The sequence below is a fragment of the Oceanisphaera marina genome, assembly GCF_014643915.1.
Classification (GTDB): Bacteria; Pseudomonadota; Gammaproteobacteria; order Enterobacterales; family Aeromonadaceae; genus Oceanimonas; species Oceanimonas marina.
Genome location: NZ_BMKE01000005.1, coordinates 24,214 through 41,886 on the forward strand (window position 1 = coordinate 24,214; position 17,673 = coordinate 41,886).

The window sequence follows — 17,673 nt, forward strand, 5'->3', positions numbered from 1 at the left end:
GATTAAGACACCGGCTTTCGATTGATTGCAGCTTTCACTCTTCACATTTTTTATTGTTTGCATCAGGATTCAGGGCTTTGGGTACCTGTTCCAGATGATCGCTTTCAAACAAGGTTTCCAGCTCGGCGCGAGCCTGACGGGCCGTTTGAAAAACCGCGATTTCATCGTCGTATACCTTATGTTGTTCCCTCAGTACCCGCTCGTCGTGCTCGCGAAAACGGCGCAATCGAGCCTCTATCTGTTCTTCACCCAACCCCAATCCCTGCAGTACACGGCGGCTCATTTCCACGCTGGAATGAAAGGTCTCACGCACCGGCATGGCGCCCAAATCCCATAACTTGTGCACATGTTGGCGGTTGCGTGCGCGAGCAATCACCTTCATGTGCGGGTAGCGCAGGCGAACTGCCTGGGTAATGTGCAGGTTAATATCCGGATCATCGGTCGCGACAATGAAAAACTCTGCCTGTTCGGCTCCGGCGGTGCGCAACACGCCCGGGCGCAGCGGATCACCATAATAAATGGCAATATTGTCTATGCTGCGGGTAATGCTGATGGTGTCGACTTCGGTTTCAAAGGCCACAAAGGGAACACGTTGGGCCCGCAATACCCGGGCGATAATTTGCCCCATGCGACCCATGCCCACGATAACGGCTCTAGGGTGATGATCGTCCACTTCCTCGTATTCCGGCGGTACCGTGCGGGCAGGAATGGCCTGTATCAAACGGCGAGACAACAGCAATAATATCAGGGGGGTGAGTGCCATCGACAGGGTGATGGTCATCACCAGAATGTCGTGTAGCTCATTATCAAACAGGGCATTGTCCCGGGCCAGACCAAACAACACAAAGGCAAACTCCCCCCCGGCTGCCAGTAACAGGCCCAGCTTGATGGCGCTTAACGAGTCTAATTTGCCGATCATGCGACCCACCAGCGCCAGCAAGGGTAACTTGAGGGCCAGTAATAACAGCGCCAGCCCAAGAATCATGAAGGGGTGTGTCAATAACAGGCTCAAATCGGCACTCATGCCCACGCCGATAAAGAACAGGCCCAGCAGCAAACCTTTAAACGGCTCCAGTTGTGACTCCAGTTCGTGGCGATATTCCGAATCGGCCAGTAACATGCCGGCCAGAAAGGCACCGAGAGCCATGGACACATGGGCCCATTCCATCAACCAGGCCGTGCCCATGACCACCAGCAGGGCAGTAGCGGTAGACACTTCCTGCAGGCCGGTTTTGGCCACAATGCGAAATACCGGACGCAACAGATAACGCCCGCCAATCACCACCAATCCGATGCTGGCCACAATTTGCAGTAAATGAGCGCCGCCTTCACCTGAGCTGGCCTGAGCCGAGCCCAGGGCGGGCACCAGGGCTATCAAGGGAATGGCGGCAATATCCTGAAACAACAGGATGGCAAATGCCTGGCGGCCATGGGGACTGCTCATTTCCTTGCGCTCGGCCAGCAGCTGCAGTCCCATAGCGGTAGATGACAGCGCCAGACCGAAGCCTAAAATTACGGCCGCCTGCCAGCTCTGACCAAAAATTTGCCAGGCTCCCAGCGCCAGTAACACGCCCGTGAGTATCACCTGAGCCAGTCCGGCGCCAAAAACGGCACGGCGCATGACCCACAACCGACGTGGCGAAAGTTCCAGACCGATGATGAACATCAGCATCACCACGCCCAGCTCCGACAACTGGGAAATACTCTCGGGCGCGGTGATCAGGCCCAATACCGAAGGTCCTATCAGTACCCCACCCAACAGGTAGCCGAGCACGGCCCCCAACTTGAGCCGTTTGGCCAACGGCACCATTAACACAGCCGTCAACAGGAAAATAACGCTGGCATGGAGCAGGCCACCGGTTTCGGACATCATGACTCCCAGGGTGAGACAACAGGCAAGAAAAAGGCGTCGAGAGTGTCGCACGGCCTTGTTAAAAACGGAATAGTCGACTGCCGTGTTGCGCCGGCTTTTGTTATCATGACGTTTTTATCGATGAGACTCACCGGCTTTGGACGACGACAGCACGCTTTCTGCCCCTCACTCTATTGCGCTTTTTTCCGAGCATGGCCCTTTGGCAAAGGCCATAGATGGCTTTAAACCCCGCCAGGCCCAGGTTGAAATGGCGGCGGCGGTCGCCCAGGCGTTAACAGATAAAGTCCCTTTGGTGGTAGAGGCGGGTACGGGTACCGGTAAAACCTATGCTTATCTGGCTCCTGTGCTGGCGGCTGGCAAAAAGGTGGTGTTAAGCACTGGCTCTCGCAACCTGCAAGAACAGTTGTTTCATCGCGACCTGCCCACTCTTGTGAAGGCCATGGCCTATCATCACCCCGTGGCCTTGCTGAAGGGCCGAGCCAATTATCTGTGTATCGAGCGCCTTAACCTGCTGAACGATAGCGTGCCGCATTTGTCTGCCGAGGGGTTGGTTGATTTGCAGCGGGTACGCCGTTTTATGCCCATGACCCACAGCGGCGACATTGGCGATATTCCCGGCCTGGCCGAGCGCAGCGAAATTCTGCCCCTGGTCACCAGCACCAATGACAATTGTCTGGGGCGCGAGTGCAGTCATTATCAGGATTGCTTTCTGGTCAAGGCGCGGGCCAACGCCATGGAAGCTCAGGTGGTGGTGGTAAACCATCACCTGTTTTTTGCCGACATGGCGGTGCGTGACACCGGCTTTGGTCAACTGATCCCCGAGGCCGACGCCTATATTCTGGATGAAGCCCATCAGCTACCCGATATAGCCGGTCAGTATTTTGGCCAGAGCCAGTCCAGCCGTCAGATATTAGAGCTGGCGCGGGATTTGCGTCTGGCGCAAAAAGTAGAAGCCAAAGACATGGCGCAGATCAGCAAGGTGGCGGATCAGATTGAGCGTTATGCCCAGGATTTACGACTCACCTTTGGTCACGACAGTCAACGCGGCCAGCTCAGGCCCATGCTGGCGCGGCCGGAAGTGGCTCATGGGTTGGCACGACTCAACGAAAGTCTGGCCTTTTGTTACGATGTGCTCAAGCTGGCGCTGGGGCGGGGCGAGCAGCTGGATCATTGCTTCGAGCGATTGGTGGGGCTGCGTACGCAATTAGAGTCAGTGACCCGGGTAGCAGAAGACGGTTATTCCTACTGGTTTGATTGCTCCCGCCTGCATATCAGCTTTCACAAAACGCCCTTGTCGGTTGCCGAGCGGTTTGCCGTCGAGCTGGCCAAAGAATCGGTCAGCTGGATATTTACCTCGGCGACGCTGGCGGTGGGTGACAATTTTGACCACTTTTGCAGCGATATGGGGCTGTCCCAGCCGCGCACCTTGCAATTGGACAGTCCTTTTGATTACTCTCGCCAATCTCGTTTGTGCGTCCCTCGTTATCTGCCGCCCACCAACGCTCAGGGACGTGGCCGTAGTCTGGCCGAGTCGCTGATTGGCACGCTGTCGGCGGTGCCCGGCGGGAGCTTTTTTCTGTGCACCAGTTACAAGGTGATGAACGAAGTGGCCGAGGTGCTGCGCCTTAAGCTGGACAGAGCCATTCTGGTTCAGGGGGAAGACAACAAGGTGCGGTTGCTGGAGCGCTTTAGCCAGGATGGTCATGCTGTGTTGGTGGCCACCAGCAGCTTTTGGGAAGGGATAGACGTGCGCGGCAATGCGCTGCAATGCGTGGTGATCGACAAATTGCCCTTTAGTGCGCCGGATGACCCCCTGCTCAGTGCCCGGCTGGATGATTGCCGCCGCCGAGGCGAAGACGGTTTTGCCAAGGTACAGCTGCCCAAAGCCATTATTACCCTTAAGCAGGGAGTGGGGCGCCTGATCCGGGATGTGGCCGATCACGGTGCCCTGGTGATCACCGATGACCGTTTAGTCAATCGGGCCTATGGCGCCGATTTTATTAACAGTTTACCTGCCATGCCGCGTACCCGCAGTTTGCAGCAGGTGGCCGAATTTTTATCTACGCTGGAGTAATACCCCATGACCCGAATACTGGCCATAGATACCGCCACCGAGGCATGCTCTGCCGCCCTGTGGCAAGACGGTACCGTGTTAAGCCGTTATCAGGTGGCACCACGGGGCCATACGGACCTTATTTTGCCCATGGTTGCCGAATTGCTGGCCGAGGGCGAACTGGCGCTCAATCAGCTGGATGGTTTGGCTTTTGGCCGTGGCCCCGGCTCTTTTACCGGGGTGCGCATTACCTTGGGGGTTGCACAAGGGCTGGCTTTCGGTGCCGACTTGCCTTTGCTGGGCGTGTCCAACTTGCAGGCGCTGGCGCAAGGTGCCCATCGTGTGTGTGGTGCCGAGCAAGTATTGAGTGCCATTGATGCTCGCATGGGCGAGATATATGTGGGGGGATATGCCATGGCGCAGGGGGTGATGGAAGTGCGCGAGGCCGAACAGGTGATCGCCCCCGACGCTTTTTTAACGGCTGCCGCCAACCAGCACTGGGCAACGGGCGTCGGCTCGGGCTTTGTCACCTATGCCGAGTTGGCAGCATTGGTAACGAGCGAATGTGGTGCTTTGCCGTATCCCGATGCCCAGGACTTGCTGCCTCAGGCATTGGCATTATGGCAAGCCGGACAAGGAGTGGATGCCGCCCTGGCTCAACCCGTCTATCTTAGAGACAAAGTGACCTGGCAGAAGTTGCCCGGTCGTTAACAGGAGCCGAAGTGGTTATATTTTCCATCAAGCGGCGTCAGGAAGACAGTCAGGTTCTGCTGTTTTATGTGCAACGTCCTTTTCATCGCAGCCTGCAATATCGGCAGCGTCGCAAGCGTAACAATCTGCGCCGCATTCGATTGTGGCACTATCGCCAGCGCTAGCGCACATCAGCAATAATTATGTTGACTCTATGTTATCCTGTTGTGGATCTATAACGGGTTTTAGAGTAAAAGCTTTAAGTTGGTAGGCTGGCAAGCCTGTTGGCCCGTCAATCGCACGGTCATGCCACGCCTTTTGCCCTGACCCAGGAGACTGATATGGAACCCGTCCAATCCGGCCAAGAGCCGATGTCCTTTTCTGGCAAGCCTTGGCTGCAACGTTATCCTGCCGATGTGCCTGAAAACATCAACGCGGATACTTTTTCTTCCCTGCTCGACATGTTCGAGCAGGGCGTTAACGACTTTGCCGAACAGCCAGCCTATATCAACTTTGGCAAGAGCATGAGTTATCGTGAACTGGATAATCAGTCGCGAGATTTCGCCGCGTATCTGCAGCAATCGTTACACCTGGCACCCGGCGAGCGCATTGCCCTGATGATGCCCAACTTGTTGCAATACCCGGTCTGCTTGTTTGGTGCCCTGCGCGCCGGTCTGGTGGTGGTTAACGTCAATCCCTTGTATACGGCTCGCGAGCTCAAGCATCAGCTCACTGACGCCAGGGTCGACACCATAGTGATAGTGGATAACTTTGCCCACACCCTGGCAGAAGTGATGCAGGACACGCCGGTTAAAAATGTCATTCTTACCCAAATGGGCGACCATCTGGGAACGATAAAAGGGATGCTGCTTAACTTTGTGGTCAAGTACATTAAAAAGCTGGTACCCGACTATCATCTGCCCAATCACATTCGTTATTCCACGGCCCTCAGCAAGGGGAGCGGTTTGCGTTATATCCGCCCCGAGCTAAATGGCGATACGCTGGCATTTTTACAATATACCGGCGGTACCACGGGACGCTCCAAGGGGGCCATGCTGAGTCATCGTAACGTATTGGCCAACGTCGAGCAGTGCCTGGGCATGTATGGCCCGGTACTGAAAATGGGCGCAGAAAAAGTGGTGACGGCGCTGCCGCTGTATCATGTTTTTGCCCTGACAGTGAATGGCTTGCTGTTTTTTCGTATCGGTGCCCAGAATTTATTGATTACCAACCCCAGAGATCTGCCCGGTTTTGTACGGGAGCTTAAAGGCTATGACTTTACCTGTATCACAGGGGTAAACACCTTGTTCAATGCTCTGGTGAATAATGAAGACTTTCAACAGCATGACTTTAGCAGCCTGAAACTCACCATAGGCGGCGGTATGTCGGTGCAGCGCGTGGTTGCCGAGCGTTGGCAGTCGATTACCGGTAGCCGGTTGCTGGAAGGGTATGGCCTGACCGAGTGCTCGCCGCTGGTAACCGTGTGCCCCTATGACATGGACGGATACAACGGCTCTATTGGCCTGCCGGTGTGTTCTACCGAAGTACGGTTGGTAGATGATGACGGCCAGGAAATTACCCTGACTCATACTCCGGGCGAGATGGAAGTGAAAGGCCCTCAGGTGATGAGCAGCTACTGGTCGGCAAATGATGCAGAGAGTGCGGGCCCGGACAGCCCGTTTCACGACGGCTGGCTGCGCACTGGTGATATTGCCACCATGGATGAACAGGGATTTCTGAAAATCGTCGATCGCAAGAAAGACATGATACTGGTGTCGGGCTTTAACGTATTTCCTAACGAAATTGAAGAGGTGGCCATGCAGCACCCGGCTGTGCTGGAAGCCGCAGCGGTGGGCGTTCCTCAGGAAGACAGCGGAGAGCTGGTCAAGCTGGTGGTGGTGAAAAAGTCGGGCGTCGAGCTGGATGAAAAAACCCTCAAGGCTCATTGTCGTCAATATCTCACTGCCTATAAGGTGCCTAAGGTGATAGAATTTCGTGACGAATTGCCCAAAACCAATGTCGGTAAAATACTGCGCAGGGAGCTGAGAGACCAGGCTTCTTGAACGAGCCTTCGCGGGTATTTATTTTGCCGTCCACACAGAGTACCCATGACTTATACACTGATCACGGATAACCAGACCCTTACCGACTTTTGTAATACAGACGCCAGCTTGCTGGCGCTGGATACCGAATTTATTCGCACCCGCACCTTTTATGCCAAACCCGGCCTGTACCAGCTGTTTGATGGCAAGCGTACCGGACTGATTGATCCGGTTGCCATTTCTGACCTCTCTCCCCTATGGCGTTTGCTGCATGATCCGGCCCGGCTGTGTGTGCTGCATGCCGGAGGCGAAGATCTTGAATTGCTGCAGCATCAGAGCGGCGCCTTGCCAGCACGCATTCACGACACACAATTGGCGGCGGCTTTCCTGGGACTGGGCAGTCAGCTGGGGTTTGCTCCTCTGGTCGACAAACTGCTGGGTGTCAGTCTGGATAAAGCCCATGCTCGTACCGACTGGCTGGCGCGTCCCTTGTCGAGTGCCCAGCTAAGCTACGCGGCGGACGATGTGATTTATCTCTACCCCGTGTATCAAAAACTCATGGAGCAACTGGCACAGAAAGGCCTGAGCGACTGGTTTGAGCAAGAATGTGAACGCGCAGTCAAGCGACGTACCGAAAGCACGGATCCTGCCTTTGCCTATCTGGACATTAAGAATGCCTGGACTTTGGACTGTCAGGCGCTGGGAATATTGCAGCGTTTGTGCGAGTGGCGATTAAGCGAAGCTCGTCGCCGCGATTTGGCCGTCAATTTTGTGGTGAAAGAAGCACATCTGTTCCGAGTAGCAGAGCGGGCACCCTTGTCGCTGGGTGATTTGGCTAAGCTGGATCTGGATCCGATGGAAATTCGTCGTCACGGCAGCACCTTGCTGGCGCTGGTCGAGCAGGCCCTGGCTGCGCCAGACAGCTGGCCCCAGCCGGTGAAACGATTGATTGATTACCCGGACTACAAGGCAGAGTTGAAACGCATCAAGTCGCTGGTCGACATCGCCGGTGAGCAAGCCGAAATTCCTGCGGAAGTCATTGCCTCCAAGCGGTTGATTCACCAATATTTAAGCTGGAAGTGGCGATTGGAAGAAAGCACCGACATCAAGCCGACCTTGTTGCAAGGCTGGCGCGGTGAGTTACTCGGGTCGCAACTTTAATTTTTCAATTCATTGCTGTGCCAGAAATACGCCAGGCTCGATATCATTCGAATCTGGCGTATTTCATTATGCGTGGCAAAGGGATTAACCTTCTGCCTTGCTGATGGCTTTTTCATCCACTTCCGGAAACATGATATTCAACTCGAGTACCGACAGATTATCGCCTTTTTGATCGAGTTGTACCGAAATCTGATCGATGTCGATATCCACATATTTACGGATCACCGCCAAAATATCTTGTTGCATTTGCGGTAGATAATCCGGGGTATCCCGCTGGCTACGTTCGTGCGCAACAATGATCTGTAGGCGCTCTTTGGCAAGCTGAGCGCTGTTCTGATTCTTCTTTGAACGGAAATAGTCCAGTAGAGACATAATTTAACTCCCAAAAATTCTGCTGAAAAATCCCTTTTTCTCTTCATCGAGGAAGCGGAAAGGGCGCTCTTCGCCCAGCAAGCGGGCGACGGCGTCGGCATAGGCGAGGCCGGCATCGGACTCGTTATCCAGGATCACGGGTTCACCGGCGTTAGAGGCTTTAAGTACGGCCTGAGACTCAGGAATCACGCCCAGCAGCGGAATGGCCAGAATTTCCTGTACGTCTTGCACCGCCAGCATGTCGCCACGGGTCACGCGTTCTGGTGAGTAGCGGGTGAGCAGCAGGTGTTCCTTGATAGGCTCCATATTCTGCTCTGCACGCCAGGATTTGGACGCCAGAATGCCGAGTACGCGGTCAGAATCCCGTACTGAAGACACCTCGGGATTGGTGGTGATGATGGCTTCGTCGGCAAAGTACAGTGCCATCATGGCGCCGGTTTCAATGCCGGCGGGGGAGTCACAGACGATGTAATCAAAGTCCATGGCTGCCAGATCTTTCAGTATTTTTTCCACGCCATCACGAGTGAGGGCATCTTTGTCCCGGGTTTGCGAAGCGGGCAGAATATAAAGATTGTCTACACGCTTGTCGCGGATCAGCGCCTGATTCAGGTTGACGTCCCCATTGAGGACATTAACGAAGTCGTATACTACGCGACGTTCACAACCCATGATTAAATCAAGATTACGCAGGCCAATATCGAAATCGATAACCACCGTCTTGTGACCAAGGCTGGCCAGACCGGTACTGATGGCTGCACTGGAGGTGGTTTTACCCACGCCTCCTTTTCCAGATGTGACGACGATAATTCGTGCCATATTATGTTCCTAAAGTCGTGAAAATTAGAGTCGGTCGATTGTTAACTGTTCGCCCGCCAAAGAAATAGTGACAGCCTGTTCCCAGTTATCACCCTGTAGTCCTGCACTGAGTTGATAGTGACCCGCAACGGAAATCAGTTCGGCCATCAACTGCTGGCAATAAATTCTTGCCGATTCATTTCCCTTGGCGCCGGCAACTGCCCGGCCACGCAGTGGTCCATAAACATGAATACTGTCATCTGCAATCACTTCGGCACCGTTACTGACGGCTCCCAGTACCACCAGTGACCCATTAGGGGCATACACTTGCTGGCCAGAACGTACCGGGCCTCTGTGTACCTTGGTTCCCGGCAGGTTAAGCAGCTCTGCGGGGGCTTCTTTGGGCTCGGGCAGACTTTGTGTTACTGCTGCCTTGCCGGTGCTGACAATCGCCAGACCTGCTGCCCGTGCCGCGTCCCGCGCTTCGTCAGTCTTGGCACCCGTTACGCCGACCGGAACCAGGTCCAGCTCTCTGAGTACGTCGGCAATGGCCGAAAAATCAGGAGTCCGTAACAGCTTTTCAATATTTATAACCAGGGGTGCGGCCCGGAAAAAGGCCGGGGCCATTGCAACTTTTTCTGCTAACAGGCGTTTTACCTCGGTAATATCCTGATCGGTAATGTGCACCACGGACAGGGTAAAACTACTGCCTTTTAATTCAATTCCATGCTCCGCCATAAGCGGCTTTCCCCCAAGGATATAATCCTTTTTGTTATTGGTCGCGCTGATGTTATAGTTTGCCGCCCTAACTGGCAATAAAGCCGACGGATTATAGCAATTTCCATGTTATCTGTAGTATATAAAAGTCCCAAAATGGACCAAACCTATCTTTTTGTGGAGCGACGCGACGACTTCTCTCGTGTCCCTTCCGCCTTGCTGGATACCTTTGGTACGCCACAACTTGCTATGATTATTAATCTGGCAACCAAAAAACAACTTGGGCAAGCCGATTTGGCCAAGGTGCAAACGGCGTTAAAGACCCAGGGGTATTATTTGCAAATACCGCCTCCGCCAGAAAACTTGCTCAAACAGTTTCGCGCGAATCAATTGTAGCCGCTGATTGACTGTTTGAGTCAAGCCGGCTGAGCGGTCATTCAACAGGAGCGACTCATGTATCAACATCTGGACTTGCAAGGTCAACCCTTACCCTATGCGGTGGGCAAAGTAGTGTGCGTTGGCCGCAGCTACCAGGACCATGCCGCCGAGCTTAATAACCCTGTCCCCAAGCAGCCCTTGTTGTTTATCAAACCGGCCAGCAGTTTAATAGGGCTGGATGTGCCCTTGTTGCTTCCCAAGGGGTTGGGTGCGGTGCATCATGAGCTGGAAGTTGCCCTGTTGATCGGTCGTCGACTCTGTCATGCGGAGCCTGGACATACCCTGGATGCCATTGCCGGCGTGGGTCTGGCGCTCGATTTAACCTTGCGCGATGTACAGGATGAGCTAAAAGCCAATGGCCACCCCTGGGAGCGCGCCAAGGCGTTTGATGGTAGTTGCCCTATTAGTCCGTTTGCGGTGCCTGATATGCTGGGCCATCTGCAGCAGCTCGATTTCAGCCTGCAGATAAACAGCCAGCCCAGGCAAAGCGGGAACACGGCTCAGATGATGTGGCCCATAGAGCAGCTGCTGTCTGAAATGAGCCGTTGTTTTACCTTGAACCCCGGCGATATTGTCCTGACGGGAACCCCCAAAGGGGTTGGAGAGCTCAAGCCACAGGACCAACTCGATATGCAGTTGAACGGTCAGTACCGTTTTAGTGCCCAAGTAGCAGGATAAGAAATGCAGGCTGATTTTTGGTATACCAAGTCGTTAGAGCAAATGTCGGATCAGGAATGGGAAGCCTTGTGTGACGGTTGTGGTAAATGTTGTCTCAACAAGTTGATTGATGAAGATACGGATGAATTAGTGCATACCAATGTGGCATGCGAACTGCTTAATACGCATTCTTGTGCGTGCAGTAACTATGAAAATCGTTTTTCCATCGTGCCGGATTGCCTGAAAATCACCCGAGACAAGCTGGACGACTATTTTTGGTTGCCTTCAAGCTGCGCTTACCGACTGTTAGCCGAAGGGCAGTCATTGCCGTCCTGGCACCCATTGCGTACCGGTTCTAAAAGCGCCATGCACAAGGCCGGACAGTCGGTGCGTGGCAAGGTGGTGCCCGAGTCCAAAGCCGGCGCCTGGGAAGATCATATTATTACCTGGGCAAGCTGATTTGAAACACTCCTGTCTTTGAACACAGCGGTCAGCTATCGGCTGTAAGACAAAAAACGAACCCGGGAGGTTCGTTTTTTTCATTTTGCTTTGCGCATTATCTTTAACTGACCGCTTAAAGCTTACGGCTTTTTCCCGTGACTCGCACCACAATAAACAACCCCGCCAGAGCCGTCAGGCCGGCGAATATCCACATTAGCCACTGGGGCATACTCAGGCCCATCCATATCCAGGATGCATCGGCACAGTCGCCGCTGGGGTGAAACACCAGGGGTAGCCAGGTATCGAGTGGTAACCAGGCTGGAAACTCGGCAATGCTGGAGCACTGGGTAAAGGGCGAGGGGTTGAACTGGTAACCGACGTGCTCTTTGGCCAGTAGCCAGCCTTTGCCGGCGGCGGTCAGCCAGCCGAGCAATGCCAGGTTGCTGAACACCTTGTGGCGCGGTGCCAGCCAGCCCACGCCGGCGGCCAGCATAACACCAAGCAGTGCGGCTCTTTGATACACACACATCACGCAGGGCGCCATGCCCTGACCATATTGAAAGAACAGGGCGATGGCCAGCAAGACGCTGCTACCCAGAGTCAGTAACGCCCAGGCCATGGGCGAACGAGAAAAGGCGTATAGCATGAATTCCTCACTGTATAGGGACTAAAGGTGATCCGGGCAAGTCGCAGGAAAAGGAGGGTGCTTGTAGAAAACTGGTCCGCTCTGTTATTATCGGCGCTGATTTTACCCATTTTAATATATTTAACAGAGTGGTTTCATGGTCATCAAGGCACAAAGTCCAGCCAATTTCGCGGAACAATATATCATAGAATCCATCTGGAACAGTCACTTTCCACCGGGTTCTATCTTGCCTGCCGAACGTGAATTGTCGGAGTTGATTGGCGTCACCCGAACCACACTGCGTGAGGTACTGCAACGTCTGGCCCGAGACGGCTGGTTGACCATACAGCATGGCAAGCCAACCCGGGTAAATAACTTCTGGGAAACCTCCAGTCTCAATATTCTGGAAACACTGGCACGGCTCGATGAAGATAAAATGCCCGAGCTGATTGAACATTTATTATCTGCCCGTACCCATATCAGTAGCATCTTCATTCGTGCGGCCATCAAAAACAATCCGGAAAAGGTCGCTTCAGCCATCGCGGAGATAGATCAATTGGCCGATGACGCCGATGCGTTTGCCGCCTTTGATTACGAGCTACATCACCAGTTGGCGTTTGCTTCCGGTAATCCGATTTATGGTTTGATCCTGAATGGCTTTAAGGGCTTGTATTGCCGGGTAGGGCGTTATTACTTCTCGTTGCCGGCAGCGCGTCAGTTGGCCGTAGCTTATTATCGAGATCTTGGGGGATTAACCGAGGCAAGCGAGCTTGAGCAGGTGACTGATGTGGTACGAGAGTACGGCAAGGCGTCGGGCAAATTGTGGTTTGAAATGCGCGAACACCTGGCCGAAGGCATGGCGCAGCACTAAGCATCTTACTTGGTTAATAAAACCCTCTGTGTGCCTTGAAACAGGCGTAACACAGAGGGTTTTTTATTGGTTTTCACTCATGGTTCCCGGTCAGGGATTGTGCTCCGGACAACGACCAATGGTGCTTGCGCTGCCATCGGGCTCTTCTTGCTCTAACAAGACATCAAAGCCCCACAAGCGGTGTACATGCTTGAGTACTTCATGGCTGGAGTCGGCCAGCGGGATGCGGTTGTGCGGTACATGACGTAACGTCAGGGAGCGATTGCCTTTAACCTCTACGTTATACACCTGAATATTGGGTTCCAGGTTGGACAGGTTGTATTGATTAGACAGTTTTTGGCGCAATACTCGATAGCCTTGCTCATCGTGAATGGCGGAAATTTCCAGGTAATTACGGGTGTCATCATCGGACACGGCAAATAAGTGCATGTCCCGCATCACCTTGGGTGAGAGAAACTGGCTGATAAAGCTTTCGTCCTTGAAATTCTCCATGGCAAAGTGCAGGGTTTTTACCCAGTCGGAGCCGGCGATGTCCGGAAACCAGGCCCTGTCTTCTTCTGTGGGGTGTTCGCAAATACGTCGCAAGTCCACAAACATGGCAAAGCCCAGCGCATAGGGATTAATACCCGAATAATACTGGCTGTTATAGGGCGGCTGAAAAACCACATTGGTATGGTTGTGCAGTACTTCCATCATGAAGCTATCGGTGACCAGCCCCTCGTCATACATGTGCTGGGTAATGGTGTAGTGCCAGAAGGTGGCCCAGCCTTCGTTCATTACCTGGGTCTGTTTCTGGGGATAAAAGTACTGGCTGATCTTGCGCACGATGCGCACAATTTCACGCTGCCAGGGCTCCAGCAGCGGGGCATGCTTTTCAATAAAGTACAGCAGGTTCTCTTCGGGCTCCACGGGGTAGCGTCGCTTTTTCTCGGCTTTGGCATCGTCCATGCGTGGCAAGGTCTTCCACAGCTCGTTGACCTGAGTTTGCAGATAGCTTTCCCGCGCCTTTTGGCGGCGTCTTTCTTCAGCCAGTGACAATTGCTGTGGCCGCTTGTAACGATCGACGCCATAGTTCATCAAGGCATGACAGCTATCGAGAAAGGATTCCACTTCTGCCACGCCGTGCTTTTCTTCACATTCGCTGATGTAGTGCTTGGCAAACAGCAGGTAGTCGATTATCGACTCGGCGTCGGTCCATGCTTTGAACAAGTAGTTATTTTTGAAAAAGGAATTATGTCCGTAACAGGCATGGGCAATCACCAATGCCTGCATGGGCATGGTGTTTTCTTCCATCAGGTAGGCAATACAGGGGTTGGAGTTGATGACAATTTCATAGGCCAGCCCCATTTGTCCTCGTCGGTAGTTTTGTTCGGTTTGAATGAACTTTTTGCCATAAGACCAGTGATGATAACCAATGGGCATCCCAATGCTGGAATAGGCATCCATCATTTGTTCGCCCATGATGATTTCTATCTGGTTGGGATAGGTACTCAGGCCGTAGTGCTTGGCAATACGGGCAATTTCCGTGTGGTAGGCTTCGAGTAACTCAAAGCTCCAGTCTGGTCCGTCACTCAGCGGACGGGTGCTGGTCTGGGTTGCAGTCTCAGTCATGGTCACCTCATGCCGCCTGTTTCTTAAACAGCTCTCTGAATACGGGATAAATATCTTCTACCGAACGTATATGCTCCATGGCAAAGTTGGAAAAGCTGCGTGCGATGGATTCATATTCGTGCCACAAGGTTTGATGGGCGCGATTGGTTATTTCGATATAGGCGTAATACCGCACCAGTGACATGATGTCGTCTTGCAGCAGCTTCTTGCACAAGGGGGAGTCATCGGCCCAGTTGTCGCCATCCGATGCTTGTGCCGCGTAAATATTCCATTGGTCGGATGGATAGCGATCGTCAATGATCTCTTTCATCAGTTGCAGCGCACTGGATACAATGGTGCCGCCTGTTTCCTGGGAATAGAAAAACTCCTGTTCGTCGACCTCCTTGGCCTGGGTGTGATGGCGAATAAACACCACTTCGACGTTTTTATAGGTACGGGTCAAAAACAGGTATAGCAACAGATAAAACCGCTTTGCCATGTCTTTGGTGGCCTGATCCATGGAACCGGATACGTCCATGATGCAGAACATCACCGCCTGGGTAGAAGGAATGGGCCTTTGCACGAAGTTGTTAAAGCGCAAGTCGAAGGTGTCGATGAAAGGCACCGCGGCAATACGCCGCTTCAGCTCGGCAATTTCCAGCTCCAGATCCTGAATTCGGGCATAGTGCTGGGTAGGGTGGCGACTGAGTTCTTCAAGTTCCCGCTCCAGCTCGGCCACGGTTTTCTTCTTGCCCACCTGCAGCGCCATGCGCCGTGCCAGTGACTGGCGCAACGAACGTACGATATTGATATTGGCCGGCACCCCTTCTGAAGAATAACCGGCACGAAAGGTTTTCATTTCGCTTATCTTGTTGAGCTTGTTCTTTTCGAGATTGGGCAGTTCCAATCCATCAAACAACAAGTCGAGATACTCTTCCTTCGAAATCTCAAAAATAAAGTCGTCCTGGCCTTCTCCCTGGTTACTGGCATCGCCCTGACCACCGCCCTGACCACCACCACCCTGGGGTCTGTCTACCTTGTCACCGGTAATAAACTGGTCGTTACCCGGATGAACTTGTTCACGGCTACCGCCTTTGCCTTGATGAAACACAGGTTCAGAGATATCCCGGGTGGGAATGGAAACACTCTCACCCTTGTCGATATCCTGAATACTGCGTTTGAGTACCGCATCCGACACCGCCTTTTTTAGTTGTTGTTGATAGCGGCGGATAAAGCGCTGCCGGTTCACAGCGCTTTTGTTGCGGCCATTTAGTCGTCTATCGATAAAATGCGCCATAATTTCCCCCAACACTTACCTTGTTAAGTAGACTTGCGAACACGCAGATACCACTCGGATAACAGCCTGACCTGCTTGCGGGTATATCCCTTTTCCATCATGCGGGCGACAAAGTCATCGTGTTTTTTCTGCTCGTCGGCACTGGTCTTGGCATTAAAGGAAATGACCGGCAACAGCTCTTCGGTATTCGAGAACATTTTCTTCTCGATAACGGTTCTGAGCTTTTCATAACTGGTCCAGTTCGGGTTTTTACCGGCGTTGTTGGCCCGGGCCCGTAATACGAAATTGACGATTTCGTTACGGAAATCTTTCGGGTTACTGATGCCGGCGGGCTTCTCTATTTTCTCCAGTTCTGCATTAAGGGCCGAGCGGTCGAACAACTGGCCGGTGTCGGGATCCCGGTATTCCTGATCCTGAATCCAGAAGTCGGCATACACCACGTAGCGGTCAAAAATATTTTGTCCGTACTCGGAGTAGGACTCCAGATAGGCGGTTTGAATCTCCTTGCCGATAAACTCGACGTATTTGGGGATCAGATAGCCCTTGATGAACTCAAGGTAACGGTCGTGAACTTCCTGGGGAAACTGCTCCCGCTCGATTTGCTGCTCCAGCACATAGAAAAGGTGTACCGGGTTTGCCGCCACTTCGGCATGATCGAAGTTGAAGACCCGAGACAAAATCTTGAAGGCAAAACGGGTAGACAGGCCACTCATGCCTTCATCCACCCCGGCATAGTCGCGATATTCCTGGTACGACTTGGCTTTGGGATCCGTGTCTTTGAGGCTTTCACCGTCATAGACGCGCATCTTGGAGTACAGATTGGAGTTTTCCGGCTCTTTCATCCGTGACAGCACGGTGAACTGAGCCAGGGTTTCCAGCGTGCCAGGGGCACACTTGGCATGGGACAGCTCGCTGTTGAACAGCAGTTTCTGGTAAATGTCGATTTCTTCGGTAACCCGCAAGCAGTAGGGCACCTTGACGATATACACCCGGTCGAGAAAGGCCTCGTTATTACGGTTATGTTTAAAGTGCTGCCATTCCGACTCGTTGGAGTGAGCCAGTATAATGCCTTCGAAGGGCAGGGCAGACAAACCTTCGGTACCGTTATAGTTACCCTCCTGGGTTGCGGTTAACAAGGGATGCAGCACCTTGATGGGCGCCTTGAACATTTCGACGAATTCCATCAGTCCCTGGTTGGCCTTACACAAGGCACCGGAGTAAGAGTAGGCGTCCGCATCGTCCTGGGCATAGTGCTCAAGCTGGCGTATATCGACCTTGCCGACCAGGGACGAAATATCCTGGTTGTTATCATCACCGGGTTCGGTTTTGGCGATGGCAATCTGATCCAGCACAGAGGGATACACCTTCTCTACCTTGAAGCGGGTGATATCGCCGCCGTACTCGTGCAATCGTTTCACCGCCCAGGGTGACATAATGGCGCGCAGATAGCGCTTGGGAATGCCGTACTCCTGTTCCAGTACGGCACCGTCTTCGACCGCGTCGAACAAACAGAAGGGATGGTCGTTAACCGGAGAGCCCTTGATGCGATAAATAGGCATCTTTTGCATCAAGGATTTTACGCATTCGGCCAACGACGATTTACCACCCCCCACAGGACCCAGCAGATACAGGATCTGTTTCTTTTCTTCCAGACCTTGAGCGGCGTGTTTCAGATAGGACACGATCTGCTCTATGCTGTCTTCCATGCCATAGAACTCGGCAAATGCCGGATAGCGGGCAATCACCCGGTTAGAGAAGAGCCGGCTTAATCTTGGCTCGTTCGCGGTATCGATCATTTCCGGCTCGCCAATCGCCATTAACAGGCGTTCGGAGGCCGAAGCGTAGCAGGCTTTGTCTTCCCGACACATGTCCAGAAATTCCTGCAGGCTGTACTCTTCTTCTTTCGCTTTTTCATAACGCGTTTGATAATGCTCGAAAATACCCATGGTGTTCTCCCCCTAAATCTCGGCTCCGGTGCTTGTGTACTGGTCAGCAAGAGCCTTGCGCGCACATCGTCATTCCCTTGGTAAAAGATTAGTCATGAATTTGCC

General features: G+C 53.2%; 17 protein-coding genes. 9 read left to right on the forward strand and 8 right to left on the reverse strand.

Annotation, left to right across the window (positions count from 1 at the left end; genetic code table 11):
- Positions 1 to 34 precede the first annotated feature (34 nt).
- Positions 35 to 1,873, reverse strand: a complete 1,839-nt coding sequence (locus IEW52_RS04235; RefSeq protein WP_308424520.1) for a monovalent cation:proton antiporter-2 (CPA2) family protein — start codon at positions 1,871 to 1,873, stop codon at positions 35 to 37.
- Positions 1,874 to 2,009: 136 nt separating this feature from the next.
- Here IEW52_RS04235 and yoaA point away from each other — a divergent pair, with 136 nt between their 5' ends.
- The 5 genes from yoaA to rnd all read left to right on the forward strand — a co-directional run bounded on the left by yoaA (position 2,010) and on the right by rnd (position 7,819).
- Positions 2,010 to 3,947, forward strand: coding sequence for a DNA repair helicase YoaA (gene yoaA, locus IEW52_RS04240; protein WP_229667785.1), 1,938 nt, complete (start codon positions 2,010 to 2,012; stop codon positions 3,945 to 3,947).
- Between the two features lie 6 nt (positions 3,948 to 3,953).
- Positions 3,954 to 4,637, forward strand: a complete 684-nt coding sequence (gene tsaB, locus IEW52_RS04245) for a tRNA (adenosine(37)-N6)-threonylcarbamoyltransferase complex dimerization subunit type 1 TsaB (RefSeq protein WP_188628832.1) — start codon at positions 3,954 to 3,956, stop codon at positions 4,635 to 4,637.
- Between the two features lie 11 nt (positions 4,638 to 4,648).
- A complete protein-coding gene (locus IEW52_RS04250) occupies positions 4,649 to 4,801 on the forward strand; it encodes a hypothetical protein (RefSeq protein ID WP_188628833.1) in 153 nt (50 codons plus the stop codon).
- Positions 4,802 to 4,957: 156 nt separating this feature from the next.
- Complete coding sequence (gene fadD, locus IEW52_RS04255) at positions 4,958 to 6,679, forward strand: long-chain-fatty-acid--CoA ligase FadD (protein ID WP_229667786.1); 1,722 nt, start codon at positions 4,958 to 4,960, stop codon at positions 6,677 to 6,679.
- A gap of 45 nt (positions 6,680 to 6,724) precedes the next feature.
- On the forward strand, positions 6,725 to 7,819 hold the full coding sequence (gene rnd, locus IEW52_RS04260; RefSeq protein WP_188628834.1) for a ribonuclease D: 1,095 nt from the start codon (positions 6,725 to 6,727) through the stop codon (positions 7,817 to 7,819).
- 84 nt (positions 7,820 to 7,903) lie between these two features.
- On the opposite strand, the gene minE is transcribed toward rnd, so the two are convergent.
- Genes minE through minC form a run of 3 tightly spaced genes read right to left on the reverse strand, consistent with a single transcriptional unit; the run spans position 7,904 to position 9,724 of the window.
- Positions 7,904 to 8,191: a cell division topological specificity factor MinE gene (gene minE / locus IEW52_RS04265; RefSeq protein WP_188628835.1), complete on the reverse strand. Its 288-nt coding sequence runs from the start codon at positions 8,189 to 8,191 to the stop codon at positions 7,904 to 7,906.
- A gap of 3 nt (positions 8,192 to 8,194) precedes the next feature.
- Positions 8,195 to 9,007, reverse strand: coding sequence for a septum site-determining protein MinD (minD, locus tag IEW52_RS04270; protein WP_188628836.1), 813 nt, complete (start codon positions 9,005 to 9,007; stop codon positions 8,195 to 8,197).
- Between the two features lie 24 nt (positions 9,008 to 9,031).
- Entirely contained in the window at positions 9,032 to 9,724 is a 693-nt protein-coding gene (gene minC / locus IEW52_RS04275; protein ID WP_188628837.1) for a septum site-determining protein MinC, read from the reverse strand.
- Between the two features lie 105 nt (positions 9,725 to 9,829).
- Here minC and IEW52_RS04280 point away from each other — a divergent pair, with 105 nt between their 5' ends.
- The 3 genes from IEW52_RS04280 to IEW52_RS04290 are packed head-to-tail and all read left to right on the forward strand — an operon-like array spanning position 9,830 to position 11,257.
- Entirely contained in the window at positions 9,830 to 10,099 is a 270-nt protein-coding gene (locus tag IEW52_RS04280; RefSeq protein WP_188628838.1) for a YcgL domain-containing protein, read from the forward strand.
- 57 nt (positions 10,100 to 10,156) lie between these two features.
- On the forward strand, positions 10,157 to 10,819 hold the full coding sequence (locus IEW52_RS04285; protein ID WP_188628839.1) for a fumarylacetoacetate hydrolase family protein: 663 nt from the start codon (positions 10,157 to 10,159) through the stop codon (positions 10,817 to 10,819).
- Positions 10,820 to 10,822: 3 nt separating this feature from the next.
- Positions 10,823 to 11,257, forward strand: coding sequence for a YcgN family cysteine cluster protein (locus IEW52_RS04290; protein WP_188628840.1), 435 nt, complete (start codon positions 10,823 to 10,825; stop codon positions 11,255 to 11,257).
- A gap of 115 nt (positions 11,258 to 11,372) precedes the next feature.
- On the opposite strand, the gene dsbB is transcribed toward IEW52_RS04290, so the two are convergent.
- On the reverse strand, positions 11,373 to 11,885 hold the full coding sequence (gene dsbB, locus IEW52_RS04295; protein WP_188628841.1) for a disulfide bond formation protein DsbB: 513 nt from the start codon (positions 11,883 to 11,885) through the stop codon (positions 11,373 to 11,375).
- Positions 11,886 to 12,021: 136 nt separating this feature from the next.
- On the opposite strand from dsbB, the gene fadR reads away from it, so the two are divergent.
- Positions 12,022 to 12,735 (forward strand): fatty acid metabolism transcriptional regulator FadR, encoded by a 714-nt coding sequence (fadR, locus tag IEW52_RS04300; protein WP_188628842.1) that lies wholly within the window; start codon positions 12,022 to 12,024, stop codon positions 12,733 to 12,735.
- A gap of 90 nt (positions 12,736 to 12,825) precedes the next feature.
- Here the strand turns inward: fadR and IEW52_RS04305 are convergent, their stop codons facing one another.
- Genes IEW52_RS04305 through IEW52_RS04315 form a run of 3 tightly spaced genes read right to left on the reverse strand, consistent with a single transcriptional unit; the run spans position 12,826 to position 17,568 of the window.
- Entirely contained in the window at positions 12,826 to 14,346 is a 1,521-nt protein-coding gene (locus IEW52_RS04305) for a SpoVR family protein (RefSeq protein WP_188628843.1), read from the reverse strand.
- 7 nt (positions 14,347 to 14,353) lie between these two features.
- Positions 14,354 to 15,622, reverse strand: coding sequence for a YeaH/YhbH family protein (locus tag IEW52_RS04310; protein ID WP_188628844.1), 1,269 nt, complete (start codon positions 15,620 to 15,622; stop codon positions 14,354 to 14,356).
- A 23-nt stretch (positions 15,623 to 15,645) separates the two neighbouring features.
- Complete coding sequence (locus tag IEW52_RS04315) at positions 15,646 to 17,568, reverse strand: PrkA family serine protein kinase (RefSeq protein ID WP_188628845.1); 1,923 nt, start codon at positions 17,566 to 17,568, stop codon at positions 15,646 to 15,648.
- Positions 17,569 to 17,673 lie beyond the last annotated feature (105 nt).